Annotated in this window: 18 protein-coding genes; 13 read left to right on the top strand and 5 right to left on the bottom strand. The window is 74.1% G+C overall.

Going from position 1 to position 18,575, the window contains the following annotated elements; all coding sequences use genetic code 11:
• Window positions 1-102 precede the first annotated feature (102 nt).
• Window positions 103-1,413: a MalY/PatB family protein gene (locus A3IG_RS0116305; RefSeq protein WP_018384647.1), complete on the bottom strand. Its 1,311-nt coding sequence runs from the start codon at window positions 1,411-1,413 to the stop codon at window positions 103-105.
• Between the two features lie 279 nt (window positions 1,414-1,692).
• Between A3IG_RS0116305 and A3IG_RS0116300 the strand changes: the two genes are divergently transcribed.
• The gene (locus A3IG_RS0116300) at window positions 1,693-3,078 is read left to right on the top strand and encodes an FAD-dependent oxidoreductase (RefSeq protein WP_026220321.1); all 1,386 of its coding nucleotides are present in this window, start codon (window positions 1,693-1,695) and stop codon (window positions 3,076-3,078) included.
• Between the two features lie 67 nt (window positions 3,079-3,145).
• Here the strand turns inward: A3IG_RS0116300 and A3IG_RS0116295 are convergent, their stop codons facing one another.
• Window positions 3,146-4,183 (bottom strand): glutathione S-transferase family protein, encoded by a 1,038-nt coding sequence (locus A3IG_RS0116295; RefSeq protein WP_018384645.1) that lies wholly within the window; start codon window positions 4,181-4,183, stop codon window positions 3,146-3,148.
• A 138-nt stretch (window positions 4,184-4,321) separates the two neighbouring features.
• On the opposite strand from A3IG_RS0116295, the gene A3IG_RS0116290 reads away from it, so the two are divergent.
• From A3IG_RS0116290 to A3IG_RS0116280, 3 genes are all read left to right on the top strand, one after another.
• A complete protein-coding gene (locus A3IG_RS0116290; RefSeq protein ID WP_018384644.1) occupies window positions 4,322-5,140 on the top strand; it encodes a crotonase/enoyl-CoA hydratase family protein in 819 nt (272 codons plus the stop codon).
• Between the two features lie 127 nt (window positions 5,141-5,267).
• Window positions 5,268-5,681: an SseB family protein gene (locus A3IG_RS0116285; protein WP_018384643.1), complete on the top strand. Its 414-nt coding sequence runs from the start codon at window positions 5,268-5,270 to the stop codon at window positions 5,679-5,681.
• Window positions 5,682-5,876: 195 nt separating this feature from the next.
• Window positions 5,877-7,082: a cytochrome P450 family protein gene (locus tag A3IG_RS0116280; RefSeq protein WP_018384642.1), complete on the top strand. Its 1,206-nt coding sequence runs from the start codon at window positions 5,877-5,879 to the stop codon at window positions 7,080-7,082.
• A 67-nt stretch (window positions 7,083-7,149) separates the two neighbouring features.
• Here A3IG_RS0116280 and A3IG_RS0116275 read toward each other — a convergent pair whose 3' ends face one another.
• Window positions 7,150-7,704, bottom strand: a complete 555-nt coding sequence (locus A3IG_RS0116275) for a DinB family protein (protein ID WP_026220320.1) — start codon at window positions 7,702-7,704, stop codon at window positions 7,150-7,152.
• Between the two features lie 308 nt (window positions 7,705-8,012).
• Here A3IG_RS0116275 and A3IG_RS0116270 point away from each other — a divergent pair, with 308 nt between their 5' ends.
• The 9 genes from A3IG_RS0116270 to A3IG_RS29995 all read left to right on the top strand — a co-directional run bounded on the left by A3IG_RS0116270 (window position 8,013) and on the right by A3IG_RS29995 (window position 17,764).
• Window positions 8,013-9,104, top strand: a complete 1,092-nt coding sequence (locus tag A3IG_RS0116270; protein WP_104530778.1) for a ScyD/ScyE family protein — start codon at window positions 8,013-8,015, stop codon at window positions 9,102-9,104.
• Window positions 9,105-9,425: 321 nt separating this feature from the next.
• Window positions 9,426-10,592 carry an inositol-3-phosphate synthase gene (locus tag A3IG_RS0116265; RefSeq protein WP_018384639.1) on the top strand — a complete coding sequence of 389 codons (1,167 nt, stop codon included), beginning with the start codon at window positions 9,426-9,428 and terminating at the stop codon, window positions 10,590-10,592.
• The gene (locus A3IG_RS0116260; protein WP_018384638.1) at window positions 10,589-11,764 is read left to right on the top strand and encodes an SCO3242 family prenyltransferase; all 1,176 of its coding nucleotides are present in this window, start codon (window positions 10,589-10,591) and stop codon (window positions 11,762-11,764) included. Before A3IG_RS0116265 ends, A3IG_RS0116260 begins: the two co-directional genes overlap by 4 nt.
• Complete coding sequence (locus A3IG_RS0116255; RefSeq protein WP_018384637.1) at window positions 11,761-12,603, top strand: sugar phosphate isomerase/epimerase family protein; 843 nt, start codon at window positions 11,761-11,763, stop codon at window positions 12,601-12,603. Before A3IG_RS0116260 ends, A3IG_RS0116255 begins: the two co-directional genes overlap by 4 nt.
• Window positions 12,600-13,268: an EboA domain-containing protein gene (locus A3IG_RS0116250; protein WP_018384636.1), complete on the top strand. Its 669-nt coding sequence runs from the start codon at window positions 12,600-12,602 to the stop codon at window positions 13,266-13,268. The genes A3IG_RS0116255 and A3IG_RS0116250 overlap by 4 nt, the downstream gene beginning before the upstream one ends.
• Window positions 13,268-14,119, top strand: coding sequence for a TatD family hydrolase (locus A3IG_RS0116245; RefSeq protein ID WP_018384635.1), 852 nt, complete (start codon window positions 13,268-13,270; stop codon window positions 14,117-14,119). Before A3IG_RS0116250 ends, A3IG_RS0116245 begins: the two co-directional genes overlap by 1 nt.
• A 3-nt stretch (window positions 14,120-14,122) precedes the next feature.
• Entirely contained in the window at window positions 14,123-15,292 is a 1,170-nt protein-coding gene (gene eboE / locus A3IG_RS0116240; protein WP_018384634.1) for a metabolite traffic protein EboE, read from the top strand.
• Window positions 15,289-16,683: a nucleotide pyrophosphatase/phosphodiesterase family protein gene (locus A3IG_RS0116235; protein ID WP_018384633.1), complete on the top strand. Its 1,395-nt coding sequence runs from the start codon at window positions 15,289-15,291 to the stop codon at window positions 16,681-16,683. Before eboE ends, A3IG_RS0116235 begins: the two co-directional genes overlap by 4 nt.
• A gap of 28 nt (window positions 16,684-16,711) precedes the next feature.
• Window positions 16,712-17,764, top strand: coding sequence for a phenylalanine 4-monooxygenase (locus A3IG_RS29995; protein WP_018384632.1), 1,053 nt, complete (start codon window positions 16,712-16,714; stop codon window positions 17,762-17,764).
• Here the strand turns inward: A3IG_RS29995 and A3IG_RS0116225 are convergent.
• Both A3IG_RS0116225 and A3IG_RS0116220 read right to left on the bottom strand, forming a co-directional pair.
• Window positions 17,662-18,159: a GNAT family N-acetyltransferase gene (locus A3IG_RS0116225; RefSeq protein WP_018384631.1), complete on the bottom strand. Its 498-nt coding sequence runs from the start codon at window positions 18,157-18,159 to the stop codon at window positions 17,662-17,664. The two genes, A3IG_RS29995 and A3IG_RS0116225, sit on opposite strands and share 103 nt — an antisense overlap.
• A 172-nt stretch (window positions 18,160-18,331) precedes the next feature.
• A partial coding sequence (locus A3IG_RS0116220) for an IS5/IS1182 family transposase (protein WP_018384630.1) occupies window positions 18,332-18,575 on the bottom strand: 244 nt, incomplete at its 5' end.

The following is an 18,575-nucleotide window of genomic DNA, read 5'->3' as shown; positions in this document are numbered from 1 at the left end:
CGGGCGCCCACGGCGGTCCGTGGACGCAGGACTCGGTACGGTCTGCGGTGCGGTCGGTGCCTCCTGTCGCGTCCCGAAGCTCTCTGCCCGGTGCCTCGCCGGTCATGCCTGCCGCTGGCGCCGGGGAACCGTGTGCTGCCCGGAGCGCTGGCTGGCATAACGAGCCAAACGCTCCACAGCTTCCCGGAGTCGGGGGCGCGGCAGGGCGAAGTTCAGCCGCAGGAACCCGGCCCCTTCGGGGCCGAACCTGGCGCCGTCCTGGAGGTCGATCCCACAGGCGTCGAGCAACCTGCCCGGCAGGGGGCGGTGCTCGGGGTCGGCCGGGAGCGCCGAGCCGTCCAGCCACAGCAGGTAGGACGCCTGGGGCTCGCTGGCGACCAGGCCCGGCACCACGGAGAGGACCTCCAGGGCGAGGTCCCGGTTGCCCACCAGGTACTCCACCAACTGGTCGCGCCAGCCCAGGCCGTGGGCCAGCGCCACGTCCTGGGCGAGCGCGGCCAGGACCCGGCTGCCCGCGAAGAAGCCGTGCCCCTCGACCGCCCGCACCAGCCTGCCCCGCAGCTCCGCGGAGGGCACCAGGACCACGGTGTCGGCCAGGCCGCTGACGTTGAACGTCTTGCCGACGGAGTGCACCGTGACGGTGTGCTCGGCCAGCTCGGGCCCCGCCGCGTCCACCGCCACCGGGTGCTCGTGCCCCGGGTGGACCAGGTCGCTGTGGACCTCGTCGGCTATCAGCACCGCGCCCGCGCCGGCCGCCGCGGCGGCCAGCCGGCGCACCTCCGGGGCCGACCACACCCGACCGGTGGGGTTGTGCGGACTGCTGAGCACGATGGCGCGGGCACCCGTGCCCGCTGCCCGCGCCTCGAACTCCTCCACCGGCAGCCGGTAGCCACGGCCGCTCGAGTGACGCTCCAGGGGGACGGCCTGGTACTCCGCGCCGGCCGCCGTGACGACCTGCTCGAAGCCCGGGTACTCCGGCGCGGGGGCGAGCACCGGACCGCCGCCCGGGAGCGCGTCCAGCACGAAGCGGATGGCGCTCCGCGGGCCGAACGGCAGCCGCACCACCCACCGGGGGTCGATCCGGGCCCCGAACCGCTCCCGGTACCAGGCCACCACGAGCGCGTCGCCGTCCGGGGCCGGCAGGGTGTAGCCGAGGACGGGGTGGGCCGCCCGCTCCCGCAGCGCCCGGAAGACGCCGGGGAAGCCCGGGAGGTCCATGTCGGCGACGCCCATCGGTATGCGGCCCGGGTCCTGCTCGGCGCCGGCCTGCGCCCATTTGACGCTGCCGGTACCCGAACGGTCGAACACCTCGGGGAAGCCGGGGAGGAGCGGGGCCGGCACCGGGGCGGCAGGTGGCGGTCCGAGGCCGGCCGCCGGCCCGGGGTGGTGGGGGACATCGAGGGGTTCCGGCACCGTGTGCCCCTTCCGTCGTGGTGCCCTGCTCCAACGGGGACCCAGCCGGGCCCGGTGTGCGAGGGAGGTGGCTCCCGTGTGACGACGGTAGTCCGTCGGTCCGACAGTGCCCTCCCCAACTGCGCCGACCAGGCGGCGACACCCCCCGGTCGGGGACGTGGCGCGGCCGGGGAAGTGGCGCGATCGGTGAGACGTTGACGCAGGAAACCTCCTGGCACCCTTGGGACGGGTGACACCCAGGAGGCGATCGGCTGAACTCTGGAGCGGAGGGCTTGGGTGATGACGGAACGACTGGTGGTGATCGGGGGCGACGCCGCGGGGATGTCGGCCGCCTCCCAGGCACGCAGACACCGGGGCCCCGGAGAACTGGAGATCGTCGCGTTCGAACGCGGGAACCGCACCTCCTACTCCGCCTGCGGCATCCCCTACTGGCTCGGCGGGGTGGTGGACGACGCCGAACGACTCATCGCCCGCAGCCCCGAACAGCACCGGCGTCGCGGCATCGACGTCCGGATGCGCACCGAGGTGACCGAGATCGACCTCGACCGCCGCCGGGTGCGCAGCCGTGACCTCGAACGCGGCGACACCGCCTGGACGGAGTTCGACCACCTGGTCATCGCCACCGGCGCCGTGCCGGTCCGGCCACCGCTGCCCGGCATCGACGCGTCGAACGTCCACGGGGTGCAGACCCTGGACGACGGTGAGGCCGTGCTGCGGTCCCTGGCCGGCAACCCACGCCGGGCGGTGGTGGTCGGCGCCGGGTACATCGGGGTGGAGATGGCCGAGGCGTTGCTGCGTCGTGGCCTGGAGGTGACGGTGCTGGAACGCGCCCCCCAGCCCATGACCACGCTCGACCCGGACATGGGCGCCCTGGTGCGGGAAGCGATGACCGAGTTCGGCATCCAGGTGGTCAACGGCGCGGCCGTCACCGAGCTGCGCACCGACGGCGACGGCCGGGCCACAACGGTGCTGACCTCCGACGGGAGCGAGTACCCCGCGGACATCGTGGTCCTGGGCCTCGGCTCCCGCCCGAACACCGCGCTCGCCGAGGCCGCCGGGCTGCCCCTCGGGGAGTCCGGGGGGCTGCTGACCGACGTGTCGATGCGGGTCCGCGGCACCGAGGGGGTGTGGGCCGGCGGCGACTGCGTCGAGGTCCTGAACCTGGTCTCCGGGGCCACCCAGCACATCCCGCTCGGCACCCACGCCAACAAGCACGGCCAGGTCATCGGTGCCAACGTGGGCGGCGGGTACGCCACGTTCCCCGGTGTGGTGGGAACCGCCATCAGCAAGGTGTGCGACCTGGAGATCGGCCGGACGGGGCTGCTCGAGGAGGAGGCGCGGGCGGTCGGGTTCCGTTTCGTCACCGCCACCATCGAGTCCACCAGCCGGGCCGGCTACTACCCCCCGACGGCGCCGATGACCGTGAAGGTGCTCGCCGAGCTGCGCACCGGGCGGTTGCTCGGCGTGCAGATCGTCGGCCGGGAGAACGCCGGCAAACGGGTGGACATCGGCGCGGTCGCGCTCACCGCGGGGATGACGGTGGAGCAGATGACCGGGCTGGACCTCGGCTACGCCCCGCCGTTCTCCCCGGTGTGGGACCCGGTGCTGCTGGCCGCGCGCAGGGCGACGCGTGCCGTCGCCGAGGACATGAGGGCCAACGGGTAGGGCGCCGTCCCGGCGCTCGTCGCCGGCCGCCGGGGGTCCGCCCCCGGCGCGCCGGCGCGGTGTCGGTCTACGCCTCGAGCCGGCCGCGGGTCCGGGCCGGGGGCGGGGTCCCGTCGCCGAACGGGCGACCGCCGAGCTCCTCGCGCCGGTGCGGCGTCCGCCAGGCGGACAGGTCGGGGCCGAGGGGCACGATCCCGGTCGGGTTGATGTCGCGGTGCACCTGGTAGTAGTGGCGCTTGATGTGGTCGAAGTTGACGGTGTCCGCGAACCCGGGGGTCTGGTAGAGGTCGCGGGCGTAGGCCCACAGGACGGGCATCTCCGTCAGCTTGTGCCGGTTGCACTTGAAGTGGCCGTGGTACACCGCGTCGAACCGCACCAGGGTGGTGAACAGCCGGACGTCCGCCTCGGTGACGGTGTCGCCCACCAGGTAACGCTGTCGCCCCAGCCGTTCCGACAACTCGTCCAGGCGCCGGAACAACCGTTGGAACGCCTGGTCGTAGGCGGTCTGCGTGCTGGCGAACCCGGCGCGGTAGACACCGTTGTTGACGTCCCTGAACACCTGCTCGTTCACCTCGTCGATCTCGTCCCGCAGGTGCTCGGGGTACAGGTCCGGCGCGCCGTCCCGGTGGTAGCTGGTCCACTGGGTGCTCAGGTCCAGGGTGATCTGGGGGTAGTCGTTGGTCACGACCTTGCCGCTGGGCACGTCCACCACGGCGGGCACGCTGATGCCGCCGTCGTAGTCGGGGTCGGCGGCGTGGTACGCCTCGGAGAGGAACGCGATGCCGAGGACCGGGTCGACGTCCCCCGGGTCCAGGGTGAACCGCCAGCTCCGCTCGTCCTGGACGGGGTCCGTGACGGCGAGCGAGATGACGTCCTCGAGACCGAGCAGCCGGCGGACCAGCACCGCCCGACTGGCCCAGGGGCAGGCCAGGCTCACCACCAGGCGGTAACGCCCCGGCTCGACCGGCCAGCGGGCGCCCTCCTCGTCGGTGATGCGGTCCTTGAAGGCGTTGCCGGCCCGGACGAACTCGCCGTCGGCCTTCGCCCCGCCCCGGTCCTGCCCGGCGGTACCGCGTTCCGAACGGTCCCGTTCCTCGGTGGCCATGTGCGCTCCCCTTGCGTTGGAACCCGTGGTGATGACGGTCCTACACACATCGTGTTCGACACACATCGTGGCGGGCCAGCCCTCGGCCTCGGCGGCGCACCCATGGTGACCCACCCCTCCAGACGCTACCGTGCCGGGATGGACGACGAGGTGAACGACGAGGCGGTCACCGTGCGTCGGGCCGGTCCCGTGACCACCGTGGTGCTCGACCGCCGTCGGGTGCGCAACGCGGTGGACGTCCCCACCGCGCGGGCGCTCGCCGACGCCTTCCGTGCCTTCGACGAGGACGACGGGGCGAGCGTGGCGGTGCTGTACGGGGCGGGCGGCACCTTCTGCGCCGGTTTCGACCTCAAGGCGCTGGGAGCACCGGACGGGGACCGGGTGCGGTTGGACGGCGACGGCCCGCTGGGGCCCACCCGGATGCGGCTGGGGAAACCCGTGATCGCCGCCGTCAGCGGCCACGCCGTCGCCGGCGGCCTGGAACTGGCGCTCTGGTGCGACCTGCGGGTGGCGGACGCCACCGCCGTCTTCGGGGTGCTCTGCCGTCGCTGGGGGGTGCCCCTGGTGGACGGCGGCACGGTCCGGCTGCCCCGGTTGATCGGCCAGAGCCGGGCGATGGACATGGTGCTGACCGGCCGGCCGGTCGAGGCGACGGAGGCGTACGCGATGGGGCTGGCCAACCGGCTGGTCCCGGCGGGTCGGGCGCTGGCCGCGGCACAGGAGCTGGCCGCCGAGCTCGCCGCGTTCCCGCAGACCTGCATGCGGCAGGACCGGCTGTCGCTGCTCGGTCAGTGGGGCATGGACGAGCCGCGGGCGCTCGCCGCGGAGGCGCGCCACGGACAGGTGTCGCTGGCGGCCGGGATGGACCGGGGCGTGGCGAGGTTCAACGCGGGGGCCGGGCGTCACGGCTCGTTCACCCAGGGTCCGCCCCAGGGCCGGGCCGGGGCGTCCGACTGACCCGCCGGGTGGGCGGCCGGGGCCGTGAGGTCCGCCGTCGGGTGCATGGCTGAGGGCATCGCGGGTAGGCGGGCCGCTCCGGCGCGGAGCGGAACCGCCGCTCGGCGCCCCGACGATTGGACATGCCATGACGGATTCCCCCACCGGCGACACCCCTCCTTCGGCCCAGCAGGCGCTGCGGGCCCTCGCGGAGAACGGCGCGGACGAGGAGGCGCTGTTCACCCTGGCGACCAGCGAGGTGCTGTTGCCCGACCCGGGCGACCCCGAGGGCCACGAACCGCCCGAGGGCGAGCAGCACATCGTGAGCCTCCCGGTGTTCGAACAGCAGGACGGCGCTCGGCTGGTGCCGGTGTTCACCTCGGAGGTGCGCATGGCCCAGGCGCTGCCGCAGATCGAGCGGTACCACCGGGTCCCGCTGGCGGTGCTGGCCGGCAGTTGGCCGTCGGACGACCTGTCGCTGACCATCGACGCCGGCGCGCCCGAGGCGGTGACCCTCACCGCCCAGGGGGTGCGGACGCTGCCTGGTCTGGGAGGCGGCTGAACCCCCTCGACCCGCTGCCTGACGACCGGCCGGCGTCGTCGCGCCCGGTGGCGGCGACCGGCCCCCGGTCGAGGCCGGGTCGGGCGCCGCTCGTCCTCCCGCGGTGTGACGCGGACGGGACCGCCGCGGTCTTCCCCCGCGACCGGTGCCCGTTCACCATGTAGCCCGGTGTCGCCACCCCCGAGGAGGTCACACGTGGGCTGCCCCTTTCGCCTCCAGCCCGACGGGCGCAACCAGCACCGGGAGAACGCGCAGCTCCGGGAGCTGGGCACCGCGGTCGAGGTGGAGTTACCCGACGGTGTGACGGCGTGGGCCATCACCCGCTTCGACGCCATGCAGCGCCTCCTTGGCGACGCCCGCGTCGCCAAGGGGATCGAGCACTGGGCCGCGATGGCCCGGGGCGAGGTCCCGCCGGGCTGGCCGCTGATCGACTTCGTCGCGGTGCGCAGCATGATCACCGCGGACGGCGAGGCCCACCGGCGGCAGCGCGGGCTGGTCTCCCAGGGGTTCACCGCGCGTCGGGTGGAGCGGATGCGCCCCCGGGTGCGCGAGGTCGTCCACGAGCTGCTCGACTCCGTGGCCGAGGGGGCGCCGGGCCCCATCGACCTGCGGGAACGATTTGCCTACCGGTTGCCGATGACCGTGATCTGCGAGCTGATCGGCGTTCCCGCCCACCGCAGGGAGGAACTGCGCGGCTGTGTGGCCAGCTTGACCTCGAGCACCACGGACCACGAGGAGACGTTGGCCAACCAGCGGGCGGTCTACGGGCTGCTGGCCGACCTGGTCGCGGCCAAACGCAGGACACCGGCCGATGACCTGACCACCGCGCTGATCGCCGCGCACGAGGAGGACGGCGACCGGCTCACCGGTGACGAACTCGTCGGGACGCTGCTGCTGATGCTCGTGGCCGGGCACACCACCACCGCCAACCTGATCACCAATGCCGTGGTGGCCCTGCTCACCCATCCGGACCAGCTCGCCCTGGTCCTGGACTCCACGGTGCCCTGGAGCGCCGCGGTGGAGGAGACCCTGCGCTGGAACGGCCCGGTCAACCAGTTCCCCATGCGTTACGCCCTGGAGGACATCGAGATCGACGGCACGGTGATCCGCAAGGGCGACGCCATCCTCACCTCCATCGCCGCTGCCGGCCGAGATCCCCGGGCCCACGGCCCGGACGCCGACGAGTTCGACATCACCCGCCCCGCCCCGCGGCACCTGGCGTTCAGCCACGGCGTCCACTACTGCCTCGGGGCGCCGCTCGCCCGTCTCGAGGCGGAGACCGCGCTCCAGGCGCTGTTCGAACGCTTTTCCCGGCTGGCCCTCGCCGAGCCGGCGGAGAACCTGGTCCCGGTGGCCTCCCTGGTGAGCAACGGCGTGCGGGCGCTGCCGGTGACGGTCTAGCCGCCCGGCGCGCCCCCTGCGGTCCGACCGCAGCCCCGCGGACGCGGAGAGGACCCGGGGCGGGCGTTCACCGCCCCACTCGCCCGTCGATCCGTTCGCGCAGCAGGTCGGCGTGTCCGTTGTGCCGGGCGTACTCCTCCACCATGTGCACCAGCACCTCCCGCAGCGAGACCGGCCCGTCGTTCGGGGTCAGGCCGGTGACGTCGAGGTTCGGTGCCTCCGCCACGAACCGGTCGGCGAACGCGACCTCCTCCCGCCACACCCGCCAGGCCTCGGCGACTACCTCCGGGTCCGGCACCGCGCCGTCGAAGTCCCCGTCGGGCTGGGCCTCGGACTGGAACAGCCGAGGGGCGTCCTGTCCGGACAGACGCACCCGGAACCAGATGCGCTCCACCTCCGCCATGTGCCGCACCAGACCCAGCAGCGACATCGTGGACGGCTCGACGGAACGTCTGGCGAGGTCCGCGGGGCCGAGGCCGGAGCACTTCAGCTCCAGGGTGAGGCGCTGGCAGCGCAGGAACTCCTGGAGCGTGGTCCGCTCGTCCCCCAGGCGGGGGCCGTTCTCGCGGGGGTCGTCCTGGGGGCTGACGAACATGTGGGCCCTGCGGGGCGAATCGCTCATGGAGAGATGATGGTGGGTCGGCAAGCGGTCCACCAGGTGGCCTCCCGGCCCCGGTGACGCGGCGCCGCCGTGCAACCGCGGGCGGACCGCAGTCGCACACCGTCCCCGCGCCCGCCCGCTCCCCCGGTCCGTCCGGTGGGGGAACGGCCGGGCCGCGTGCGGTCGCCGCCACGTCAGACGAGTGCAAGAACACCTAGGCCAGTGGTGGTGGCGCCTGAACACACGGGACGAATGGCCCGACGGCTCCTATCGTTTGCCGGGTTTCGTACCGCTCTCCTGACGGGGGAGCGCAACGATGGGGGAGATCCATGTCGAGATCAGGCAGGTCCTTCAGGGGGGCCGCGGTGGCGGCGCTCGCCGTGGGAAGCGTTACGGCGCCGCTGCTCACCGGTCAGGCACAGGCGGACCAGCGGGGCGTGAGCGTCGAGGTCGTCGCGAGCGGTCTGCAGAACCCGCGGGACGTGACCGCGTTGGGCGACGGGACGGTGCTGGTCGCCGAGGCGGGGGCGGGCAGCCCCACCGGGTGCGAGCCCGGCCGCGCCTGCGCCGGTCCGACCGGTGCCATCTACCGGGTCAGGGGCGACCAGAAGGGGCGCGTGCTCGAGGGCCTGCCGTCCGTCATCAAACTGCCGGACAGCTCCGGCGGCACCGTCGAGGTGTCAGGACCCAGCCAGGTGGTGCCGAACCCGGCCGGTGGCTACACCGTGCTGACCGGCTTCGGCGGCACCACGGACCAGCGGGCGCAGCTCGGCCCGGACGCGGCCAGGCTGGGCACGCTGTACGACACCAGGGACGGGAAGGTCATCGCCGACCTCGCCGACCACGAGACCCGCAACAACCCCGACGGGGGTGAGGTCTTCAGCAACCCCTGGCAGTTCGAGAAGACCTGGACGGGCGACTACCTGGTCACCGACGCGGGCGCCAACACGGTGGTGCGCGGTTCCAACAGCGGCACCAGCACGGCGTTCGCGCTGCCGAAGCACACCCTGCCGTCCGGTGAGTCGGTGGAGGCCGTGCCGAGCGGCATCGCCCGCAGCGTGTTCGGCACCGTCTACGTCGCCGACATGAGCGGTCTGCGGACCGGCGCCAGCCGCATCTGGAAGGTGGTCCCGGGTCAGAAACCGCAGGTGCTGGTGGACGGGCTGTCCAACATCATCGACATCGAGCTGGACGGCACGGGCAACCTGTACGCGCTGTCCCACACCAAGGGCTTCGTACAGGGCCCGCCGCTGCCCGGGGCGATCTACAAGATCAACCTGTTCACCCGGCAGACCACCGAGCTCGCCACCGGGGACCAGCTCCAGGGCCCCACGGGCATGGACCTCGGGCCCGACGGCGCCGTCTACGTCTCCAACAAGGGCGCCGGTCTCGGCGGTGAGCTGCTGCGGGTCACGCCCTGACGGCCTGTCCGCCGCGGTGACGTTCCCGCGGTGACGCACCGTCCAGCGACGAAGGCCCCGCCAGGACCCGTGCCCGGCGGGGCCGTCCCGCCCCCCGCGGCCGGGCGACCCCCACCAGGAAACTGTCACGCCCGGTACGCGGATGGTTACAGAAACCGCCGTATCCCGAGTCGTGGTGACCGCTATACCCTACCCAGTCAGCAAACGACTCGATTAGCGGCTCCAGGGGTCGTGCACCCCTCGGCCGGGCGTCCGGGCGGGGTGCTCAGCGTCCCCTGACGATGGATCCGCCCGTGAAGTGACGTACCCAGGAGGCTGGTCGTGTCTCTTCCCGCCGACACACCCGACAGCGAACACCGGACCGGTGTCTGGCTCATCGGGGCCCGCGGCTCGGTCGCCACCACGGTGGTCACCGGATGCGCCGCGACGGCCTCGGGCCTGCACCCGCCCACCGGTCTCGTGACCGAGACCCCGCCCTTCGCCGGCAGCGGACTGCCGGCCCTGTCCTCACTGGTCTTCGGGGGGCACGACACCGCCAACGGTCCACTGCCCAAGCGCGCCGAGGAGCTCGCCGGCGCCGGTGTGCTCCCGCACGACCTCCCGTCCGCGGTGCGGGACGAACTCCGCGCTGCCGACGCCGAGATACGCCCCGGTGTCCGCCCGGGCGACGACACCCGTGGTGAGCCCGAACTCGTCGCCGCGCTCTCAGCCGACATCGAGGACTTCGTCCGACGGCACCGCCTCGCCCGCGCCGTCGTGGTCAACGTCGCGTCAACGGAGCCGGCGCCCGCCGCCACCGACCCGCGGCTGCCGGCCAGCTCCCTGTACGCCGCGGCCGCGCTCCGCGCCGGCTGCGGCTACGTCAACTTCACCCCGTCCACCGGCCTGCACCACCCGGGACTGGCCGACACCGCCGCCGCCAGCGGAGTGCCGTACGCCGGCAGGGACGGCAAGACCGGGCAGACGCTGCTGCGGGCGGTGCTCGCGCCGATGTTCGCGCAGCGGGCGCTCGCCGTACGGGCCTGGTCGGGGACGAACCTGCTGGGCGGCGGGGACGGCGCGGCGCTGGCCGACCCGGGAGCCGCCGCGGCCAAGAACGCCGGCAAGGACCGGGTGCTGCACGACAACCTCGGTTCGGTGCCGCAGGGCGAGGTGCACATCGACGACGTCCCCGCCCTGGGCGACTGGAAGACCGCCTGGGACCACGTCGCCTTCGAGGGCTTCCTCGGCACCCGGATGGTCCTGCAGACCATCTGGCAGGGCTGCGACTCCGCGCTGGCCGCGCCCCTGGTCCTGGACCTGGTCCGGCTGGTGGCCCGCGCCCACGAGGTGGGACTGACCGGACCGCGTCCCGAGTTGGGCTTCTACTTCAAGGACCCGGACGGCGGCCCCTCCGCCCTGGCCGAGCAGTACGGCGCCCTGCTGGACTTCGCCGGACGGCTCGGCGACGACCGGCCCGCCGGCAACGACACGGAGGAGGCGCGGTGAACCGGGTCCGTGACGCCCTGAACGCGGCGGCGCGGCGGAGCCGCCGCCCCACCTGGGTGGCCCCGGCCGCCACCAGGCCCCAGCGCCCCCTGATCGCCCACGCCTCGCCGGCCAGACCCCCCGGGCGTGAGCCCGGGCGGCCCGCCACCGCCGCGAGCGGGCCGGCGCCGGGCACCGCGTCCCGTTCCCGCGCCGTCAGGCTCCGGGACTGGGCCGAACTGCTCAGGCTGCCCGCGCTGTTCACGGTGCCCGGCGACGCCCTCGCCGGGGCGGCCGCCGCCGGGCGCCGACCGAACCGGCGCACCGGGCTGGCCGTCGCCGCCTCCCTGTGTCTCTACCAGGCGGGGATGGCCCTCAACGACTGGGCGGACCGGGACGAGGACGCCGCGGAACGTCCCCACCGTCCCATCCCCTCCGGCCGGATCGCCCCGCGGGCGGCGCTCGCCGCCGGAGTGGGCCTGACCGTCGCCGGACTGGCCCTCGCCTCCCGGGCCGGGCGTTCCGCCACGGTCCTCGCCACCGCGCTCGCCGGCACGGTCTGGGCCTACGACCTGCGGTTGAAGCACACCCCCGCGGGTCCGGCGGTGATGGCCACGGCCCGTTCGCTCGACCTCCTGCTGGGTGCCGCGGCCACCGCGCGCCCCGCGCGGAGCAGCGCAACGCCGGCCGGCACCGCGGGATGGCGCGGCGCGCTCGGCCCGGCGGCGGCCCTGGGCGCGCACACCGCCGCGGTGACCCTGGTGTCCCGCCGGGAAACCCAGGGGGGCTCCCCGGTGACGCCGCTCGCCGCGCTGGGGGTGACCGCCGGCCTCGGGGCGTGGACCAGCCGGCACCGCCCCCGCACGTCGGCCCGTGACCACGCGGCACCACCCGGCGCCCACACCGTCCCGGCCACGGTCCGGCGGTCGCCAGGCCGGCCACGTTCCGTCCCGGACCTGGCCCGGGCGGCGCTGGCCCTGGGCTACGCGGCCACCGCCGCCAAACCGCTGTTCCACGCCGTGCTCAACCCCTCGCCGCCGCTCACCCAGCGGGCGGTCGGCGGCGGCATCCGGGCGATGATCCCGCTCCAGGCCGCGCTCGCCGCCCGGTCAGGAGCCGCCGGGACCGCCGTCGCCGTCGCCGGGCTGGTGCCGCTGGCCCGGCGGCTGTCCCGGAAGGTGAGCCCCACATGAGCCCGCGGCTGGGGTACGGCACCAACGGGCTCACCGACCTGCGACTCGACGACGCCCTGGCGCTCCTCGCCGACCTCGGCTACGACGGGGTCGGCCTGACGCTCGACCACATGCACCTGGACCCGATGGCGCCCGGGCTCGCCGACCGCACCCGGGTCGTCGCCGGACGGCTGGCCGACCTGGGCCTCGAGGTCACCGTGGAGACCGGGGCCCGCTACGTCCTGGACCCCCGGCGCAAGCACGGGCCCTCCCTGCTCGACCCGGACCCGGACGCCAGGGCGGCCCGCGTCCGGCTGCTGCTGAGGGCCGTGCAGGTCGCCGCCGACCTCGGGGCGCACGCGGTGCACTGCTTCAGCGGTGTCCTGCCCGAAGGCACCGACCCGGGCACCGGGTGGAAACGCCTCGGCGAGGCGCTGCCCCCCGTCCTGGAGGCGGCCGACGCGGCGGGCATCCCCGTCGCGGTCGAACCCGAACCCGGCCACCTGCTGGCCACCGTCGCCGACTTCCACCGGCTCCGCGCCGACCTCGGCGACCCCGACCCGCTCGGACTCACCCTGGACATCGGCCACTGCCAGTGCCTGGAGCCCGAGCCGCCGGCCGAGTGCGTGCGGTCCGCCGCGCCGTGGCTGCGCCACGTCCAACTCGAGGACATGCGCCGAGGTGTCCACGAGCACCTCCCGTTCGGTGACGGAGAGATCGACTTCCCGCCGGTGCTCGAGGCGCTGACCGACGTCGGGTACCGGGGGCTGGCCGTCGTCGAACTGCCCCGGCACTCCCACGCCGGCCCCGAACTCGCCGAACGCTCCCTGCGGTTCCTGCGAAACGGAGGCACCAGGTGACCCACACCACCGCATCACCCAGCTCCCCGCCCCCCACCGTGGACGAGCTGCGCGCCGCCCTCCTGGCGTGTCTCGCGCCGCCGGCGAACGCCTGGCTGGACGGCGCCCTGACCGACGCCGCCGAAGCCGCCGCCGCGCCAGCCGGCGCCCCACCCGGTCGGGCACTGCCCGCGTGGGAGCTGCGCTTCGCCGAGGCCGGGCGGCGTTGCGGCGCCGAGGACGCCGCCGACCAGGCCCGCGTGCTGCTGCTGCGCACCGCCCGCCCGGACGCCACCGCGGTCGCCCGCCTCTACCGGCAGGGCACCGCCGCGGAGCGCCGTGCGGTGCTGCTGGCCCTCGACCACCTCGACCTCGCGCCCGCCGACGGGCTCGCGCTGGTCGAGGACGCGCTGCGGACCAACGACACCCGCCTGGTCGCCGCCGCCGTGGGCCCCTACGCCGGACGTCACCTCGACGCCCACGCCTGGCGGCACGCGGTGCTGAAGTGCCTGTTCACCGGCGTCCCGGTGGACGCCGTCGCCGCCCTCGAGGAACGCGCCCACGGCGACGGCGAACTCGCCCGCATGCTGGGCGACTACGCCAGCGAGCGCACCGCCGCCGGCCGCCCCGTCCCCGATGACCTGTCCCGCGTCCTGGCCGTGGCCGGGAAGGCCGAGGAGTCCTGATGCGCATCTTCGACCCGCACATCCACATGACGTCCCGGACCACCGACGACTACCAGGCGATGTACGACGCCGGGGTCCGCGCCGTGGTCGAACCGGCGTTCTGGCTGGGCCAGCCCCGCACCTCCCCGGAGTCGTTCGTGGACTACTTCGACGCGCTGCTGGGCTGGGAGCCGTTCCGGGCCGCGCAGTACGGGATCGTCCACCACTGCACCATCGCGCTGAACCCCAAGGAGGCCAACGACCCGCGCTGCGTGCCCGTCCTGGACGAACTGCCGAGGTACCTGGTGAAGGACTCCGTGGTGGCCGTCGGAGAGATCGGCTACGACTCGATGACCCCCGCCGAGGACACCGCCCTCGCCACCCAGTTGCAGCTCGCCGCCGACCACGGCCTGCCGGCCCTGGTGCACACCCCGCACCGGGACAAGCTCGCCGGCCTCCGCCGCACCCTGGACGTGGTCGCCGAGTCCGCGCTCCCGGTGGAACACGTGCTGCTCGACCACCTCAACGAGACCACGGTGGGCGAGGCCAAGGACGCCGGCTGCTGGATGGGCTTCTCCGTCTACCCCGACACCAAGATGGACGAGGACCGCATGGTCGCCATCCTGAAGAGCCACGGCCCGGAGCGGGTACTGGTGAACTCCGCGGCGGACTGGGGGAAGAGCGACCCGCTCAAGACCCGGAAGGTCGGCGACGCCATGCTCAGGGCCGGCTTCGACGAGGACGTGGTGGACCAGGTGCTGTGGCGCAACCCGGTCGCGTTCTACGGGCTCAGCGGACGGCTCGACCTGGAGCGCGCCGAGCCCGCCGACGTCCAGCACGAGGGCAACTCCATACTCCGCGGCGGGGAGTGAACCATGCGGTTCACCCACGCCGACGGCTCCACCGTGCACCTGGCGTACTGCACCAACGTCCACCCGGCGGAGACCCTCGACGGGGTGCTGGCCCAGCTCGCCGAGCACTGCGAACCGGTGCGCCTGCGCCTGGGCGTCGAACGCCTGGGCGTCGGCCTGTGGCTCGCCGACACCGCGGCCCGCACCCTCAGGGCGGACCCCGCGGCCCTGGCCGCGCTGCGCGGCGAACTCGACCGGCGCGGACTCGAGGTCGTCACCCTCAACGGCTTCCCCTACCGGGGATTCGGTGCCGCCGAGGTCAAGCACCGGGTCTACCGCCCGGACTGGACCGAACCCGAGCGCCTGCGGTACACCACCGACCTGGCGCACCTGCTGGTCGAACTGCTCCCCGACGACGTCACCGAGGGCACCGTCTCCACCCTGCCCATCGCCTGGCGCACCCCCTTCGACCAGGATCGGAGCGACGCGGCCAGGGCCGCGCTGACCACCCTGGGGGAGCGCCTCGACGACCTGGAACAGCGGACCGGCCGCAGCGTCCGGATCGGCCTCGAACCCGAGCCGGGCTGCGTGGTGGAGACCACCGGGGACGCCATCGCCCCGCTGACCGCGGTGGCCCACCCGAAGATCGGGATCTGCGTGGACACCTGCCACCTGGCCACGTCCTTCGAGGACCCCGGCGCCGCCCTCGCCGCGCTGGACGCCGCTGGTGTCCCGGTGGTCAAGGTCCAGGCGTCCGCGGCCCTGCACGCGGAACACCCCGACCGGCCCGAGGTGCGCCGCGCGCTGGCCGCGTTCCACGAGCCCCGCTTCCTCCACCAGACCCGCACCCTGACCGGTTCCGGCCTGTGCGGCACCGACGACCTGGACCAGGCCGTGGCCGGCGACGCCCTCCCGGACACCGGCCCGTGGCGCACCCACGTCCACGTCCCGCTGCACGCCTCGCCGGCCGCCCCGCTCACCTCCACGCTGCCCGTGCTCAGGGACACGCTGACCCGGCTGCTCACCGGACCCGTCCCGCGCACCAGGCACCTGGAGGTGGAGACCTACACCTGGCAGGCGCTGCCGCCCGCGCTGCGCCCCCGCACCCCGGCCGAACTCGCCGACGGCATCGCCGCCGAACTCGGCCTCGCCCGGGACCTGCTGACCGAGCTGGGCCTGAAGGAGTCGCCATGACCGAAGGACCGACCCCCCGACCGCTCCTCGTCCTGGACGTCGTCGGCCTCACCCCGCGGCTGCTCGAGCACATGCCGCGGCTGTCCCGCCTGGCCCGCGAGGGCTCGAGCGCCCCCCTGGGCACCGTGCTGCCCGCGGTGACCTGCGCGGCCCAGTCCACGTTCCTCACCGGCACCCTGCCCGCGGAACACGGCATCGTCGGCAACGGCTGGTACTTCCGCGACCTCGGCGAGGTGCTGCTGTGGCGCCAGCACAACGGCCTGGTGTCCGGCGACAAGCTGTGGGACGCCGCCCGCCGGATCCACCCCGGCTACACCGTGGCCAACATCTGCTGGTGGTACGCGATGGGCGCGGACACCGACGTCACCGTCACGCCCCGCCCGATCTACTACGCCGACGGGCGCAAGGAACCCGACTGCTACACCCGGCCGGTGGAGCTGCACGACGAGCTCACCGCCAAGCTCGGGACCTTCCCGCTGTTCCACTTCTGGGGGCCCGGGGCGGACATCGTCTCCTCCCGGTGGATCGTGGACGCCACCCGGCACGTCGTCGCCACCCGCCGCCCCGACCTCGCCCTGTGCTACCTCCCCCACCTCGACTACGACCTCCAGCGCTACGGCCCGGACGACCCGCGTTCCCACCGGGCGGCCACCGAACTGGACGACGCCCTCGCCCCCCTGCTCGACGACGCGCAGGCCGAGGGCCGCACCGTGGTGGCGCTCTCCGAGTACGGGATCACCCGCGTCACCCGTGCGGTGGACATCAACCGGGCGCTGCGCCGGGCGCGGCTGCTGGAGGTGCACACCCAGGACGGCATGGAGTACCTGGACCCGATGGCCTCGCGGGCGTTCGCGGTCGCCGACCACCAGATCGCCCACGTCTACGTCCGCCGTCCGGAGGACCTGGCCGCCACCCGCGCGGCACTGGCCGGCCTGGACGGGATCGAGACCCTCCTGGACGACGAGGGCAAGAAGAAGCACGGCCTGGACCACCCCCGGTCCGGGGAGCTGGTCGCGGTCGCCGAGCCGGACGCCTGGTTCACCTACTACTACTGGCTGGACGACGCGCACGCGCCCGACTTCGCCCAGCTCGTGGAGATCCACCGCAAGCCGGGGTACGACCCGGTCGAACTCTTCCTCGACCCCCACGACCCCTACGTGAAGGTGAGGGCGGCGACCGCGCTGGCCCGCAAGAAACTCGGCATGCGCTACCGGATGGCGGTGGTGCCGCTGGACCCGTCACCCATCCAGGGCAGCCACGGCCGTCTCCCGGACGACCCCGACGACGGGCCGGTGATCCTGTGCTCCGCCGCGGACGCGGTCACCGGCCCCGTGGAGGCCACCGAGGTCAAGGAGATGCTGCTCGGCCTCGCCGGGCTCGGCGTGGGGTAATCGTCGGACAGCGGGTACTCGGCTGCGCATGGTCGGCAACCGTCACCGCACACCGATCTCCGGCCGGGGTGACCTGGGCCCGGCCGGGGACCACCCCGGGCTGGTGGACCCGGAGTACCTGCGGCGCAGGGACGCGCTGGTCGCCCTCGCCGACGGACACCAGGTCGGACGCCCCTCGCCACACGTCACCTACCGTGACGCGGAGCACCGGCTGTGGCGCACGGTGCGCGCCGCGTTGTGGCCGGCGCAGGAGGCCCGTGCCTGCTCCCTGGTCCTGGAGGCGAGGGAGGACGCCCCGCTGCCGGCCGACCACGTTCCGCAGCACCGGGAGGTGGCGGACGGGCTGCGGCAGCGGACCGGGTTCGGGTTCACCCTGGCCGGGGGGATGGTGCCCAACGACCGGTTCCTGCGGTCGCTGGCGGACGGCTGGTTCCACGCCGTGCAGTACGTCCGGCACCCCGCAGTGCCGCTGTACACGCCGGAACCCGACATCATCCACGACGTGTGCGGCCACGGCATCCACCTGGCCTCCCCCTGGTTCGCCGGGCTGTACCGGGCCGTGGGCGAGGCCGCCACCCGGGTGCGGACCGAGGAGGCGCTCGAACTGCTCAGCCGGGTGTACTGGTTCACCCTGGAGCACGGCGTGGTGCACGAGCGCGGGGCGGTGCGGGCCTACGGGGCCGCACTGCTGTCCTCCTACGGGGAGCTGGCCCGGCTGCACGAGGCGGAGCTCCGCCCCTTCGACCCGGCGGCGATGGGCCGGGCCTCCTACCAGGTCACCGGTTACCAACCGGTCCGGTTCGCCGTCCGTTCCACCGAGCACCTCCAGGACGTCCTGCGGGGGTTCCTCGACGGTTTCGACGACGGGACGCCGGACCGGCTCGGCCTCGAGCCGGAGGTGCTGCGGACCGAGCTGTGGCGCGCACCGGCGTCACCCGTGGCGGGCGCCGCCGCGGAACACTCTCCGCGACCCGGACGTCACGCGGCGTCCACGACCTTCGCCATGACCAGTTCCCGGCGCACGCCGTCCGGCGCCAGGTCGCCCGGCTCCCCGGTGTCCTCGAAGCCCAGGCGCGCGTAGAAGGCGATGGCCGCGTCGTTGTCCGGCATCACCGACAGGCGCAGCGTCGTGGCCCGAAGGCGCCCGGCCCACCGCTCGACCTCTCCGACCAGGGAGCCGCCCACGCCCCGCCCCCGAACCTTCGGACTGACCCACATCGAGATCAACTCCACGGTGTGGGGCATGTCGGCGGGCACGCCACTGGCCATCCCGACCGGTTGACCACCGAGAACGGCGACGGTGTTGTGCGAGCCGGGGATGTCCAGCCGGCTCCGCCAGCGCTCCGCCCGGTCGCCCTCGCCCTGCCACTCGGCCAACGTCGAGCCGAAGGCGTGCGGCGCCTCGGCGAGCGCGGCCAGCCGCAGTTCCCGCCACACCCGCCAGTCGTCCGGCCCCAGCACCCGCAGTTCGGTCATGCCCGCAGGGTGCCCGTGGTCCGGGGGATCGGCAACTGGTTTCCCGGCTCCCGTGGGGTTCCGGCTCCCGTGGGGTTCTTCCGGTCGCGCCCGCGGCGTCGGCCACGGCGGTGCCGGCCACTCCGCGTCCCCCGGCGCCCCGCCCCGTACGTCCTAGGTCGTGTCCGCAAAGTCAGGGCAGCCAGAGTCGCAGGCAGGCGAGGGTGACCAGGGCTTGGTAGTGGCGGGCGCGTTTGTCGTAGCGGGTGGCCAGGGCTTTGTTGTGCTTGAGCCGGTTGAAGCAGCGTTCGACGACGTTGCGGCGGCGGTAGGCCGCGCGGTTGAGTCGGCACCTGCTCTCGCCTCGCCGGATGCGGCCGTTGATCTGGTCGATCCGTTCAGGGATCGCTGCTTTGATGCCTCGGCCGCGGAGATAG

It is taken from the genome of Wenjunlia vitaminophila DSM 41686 (assembly GCF_000380165.1).
GTDB classification, from domain to species: Bacteria; Actinomycetota; Actinomycetes; order Streptomycetales; family Streptomycetaceae; genus Wenjunlia; species Wenjunlia vitaminophila.
Note: the sequence above shows the minus strand (reverse complement) of the source record. Positions and strands in the feature narration are given on the sequence as shown.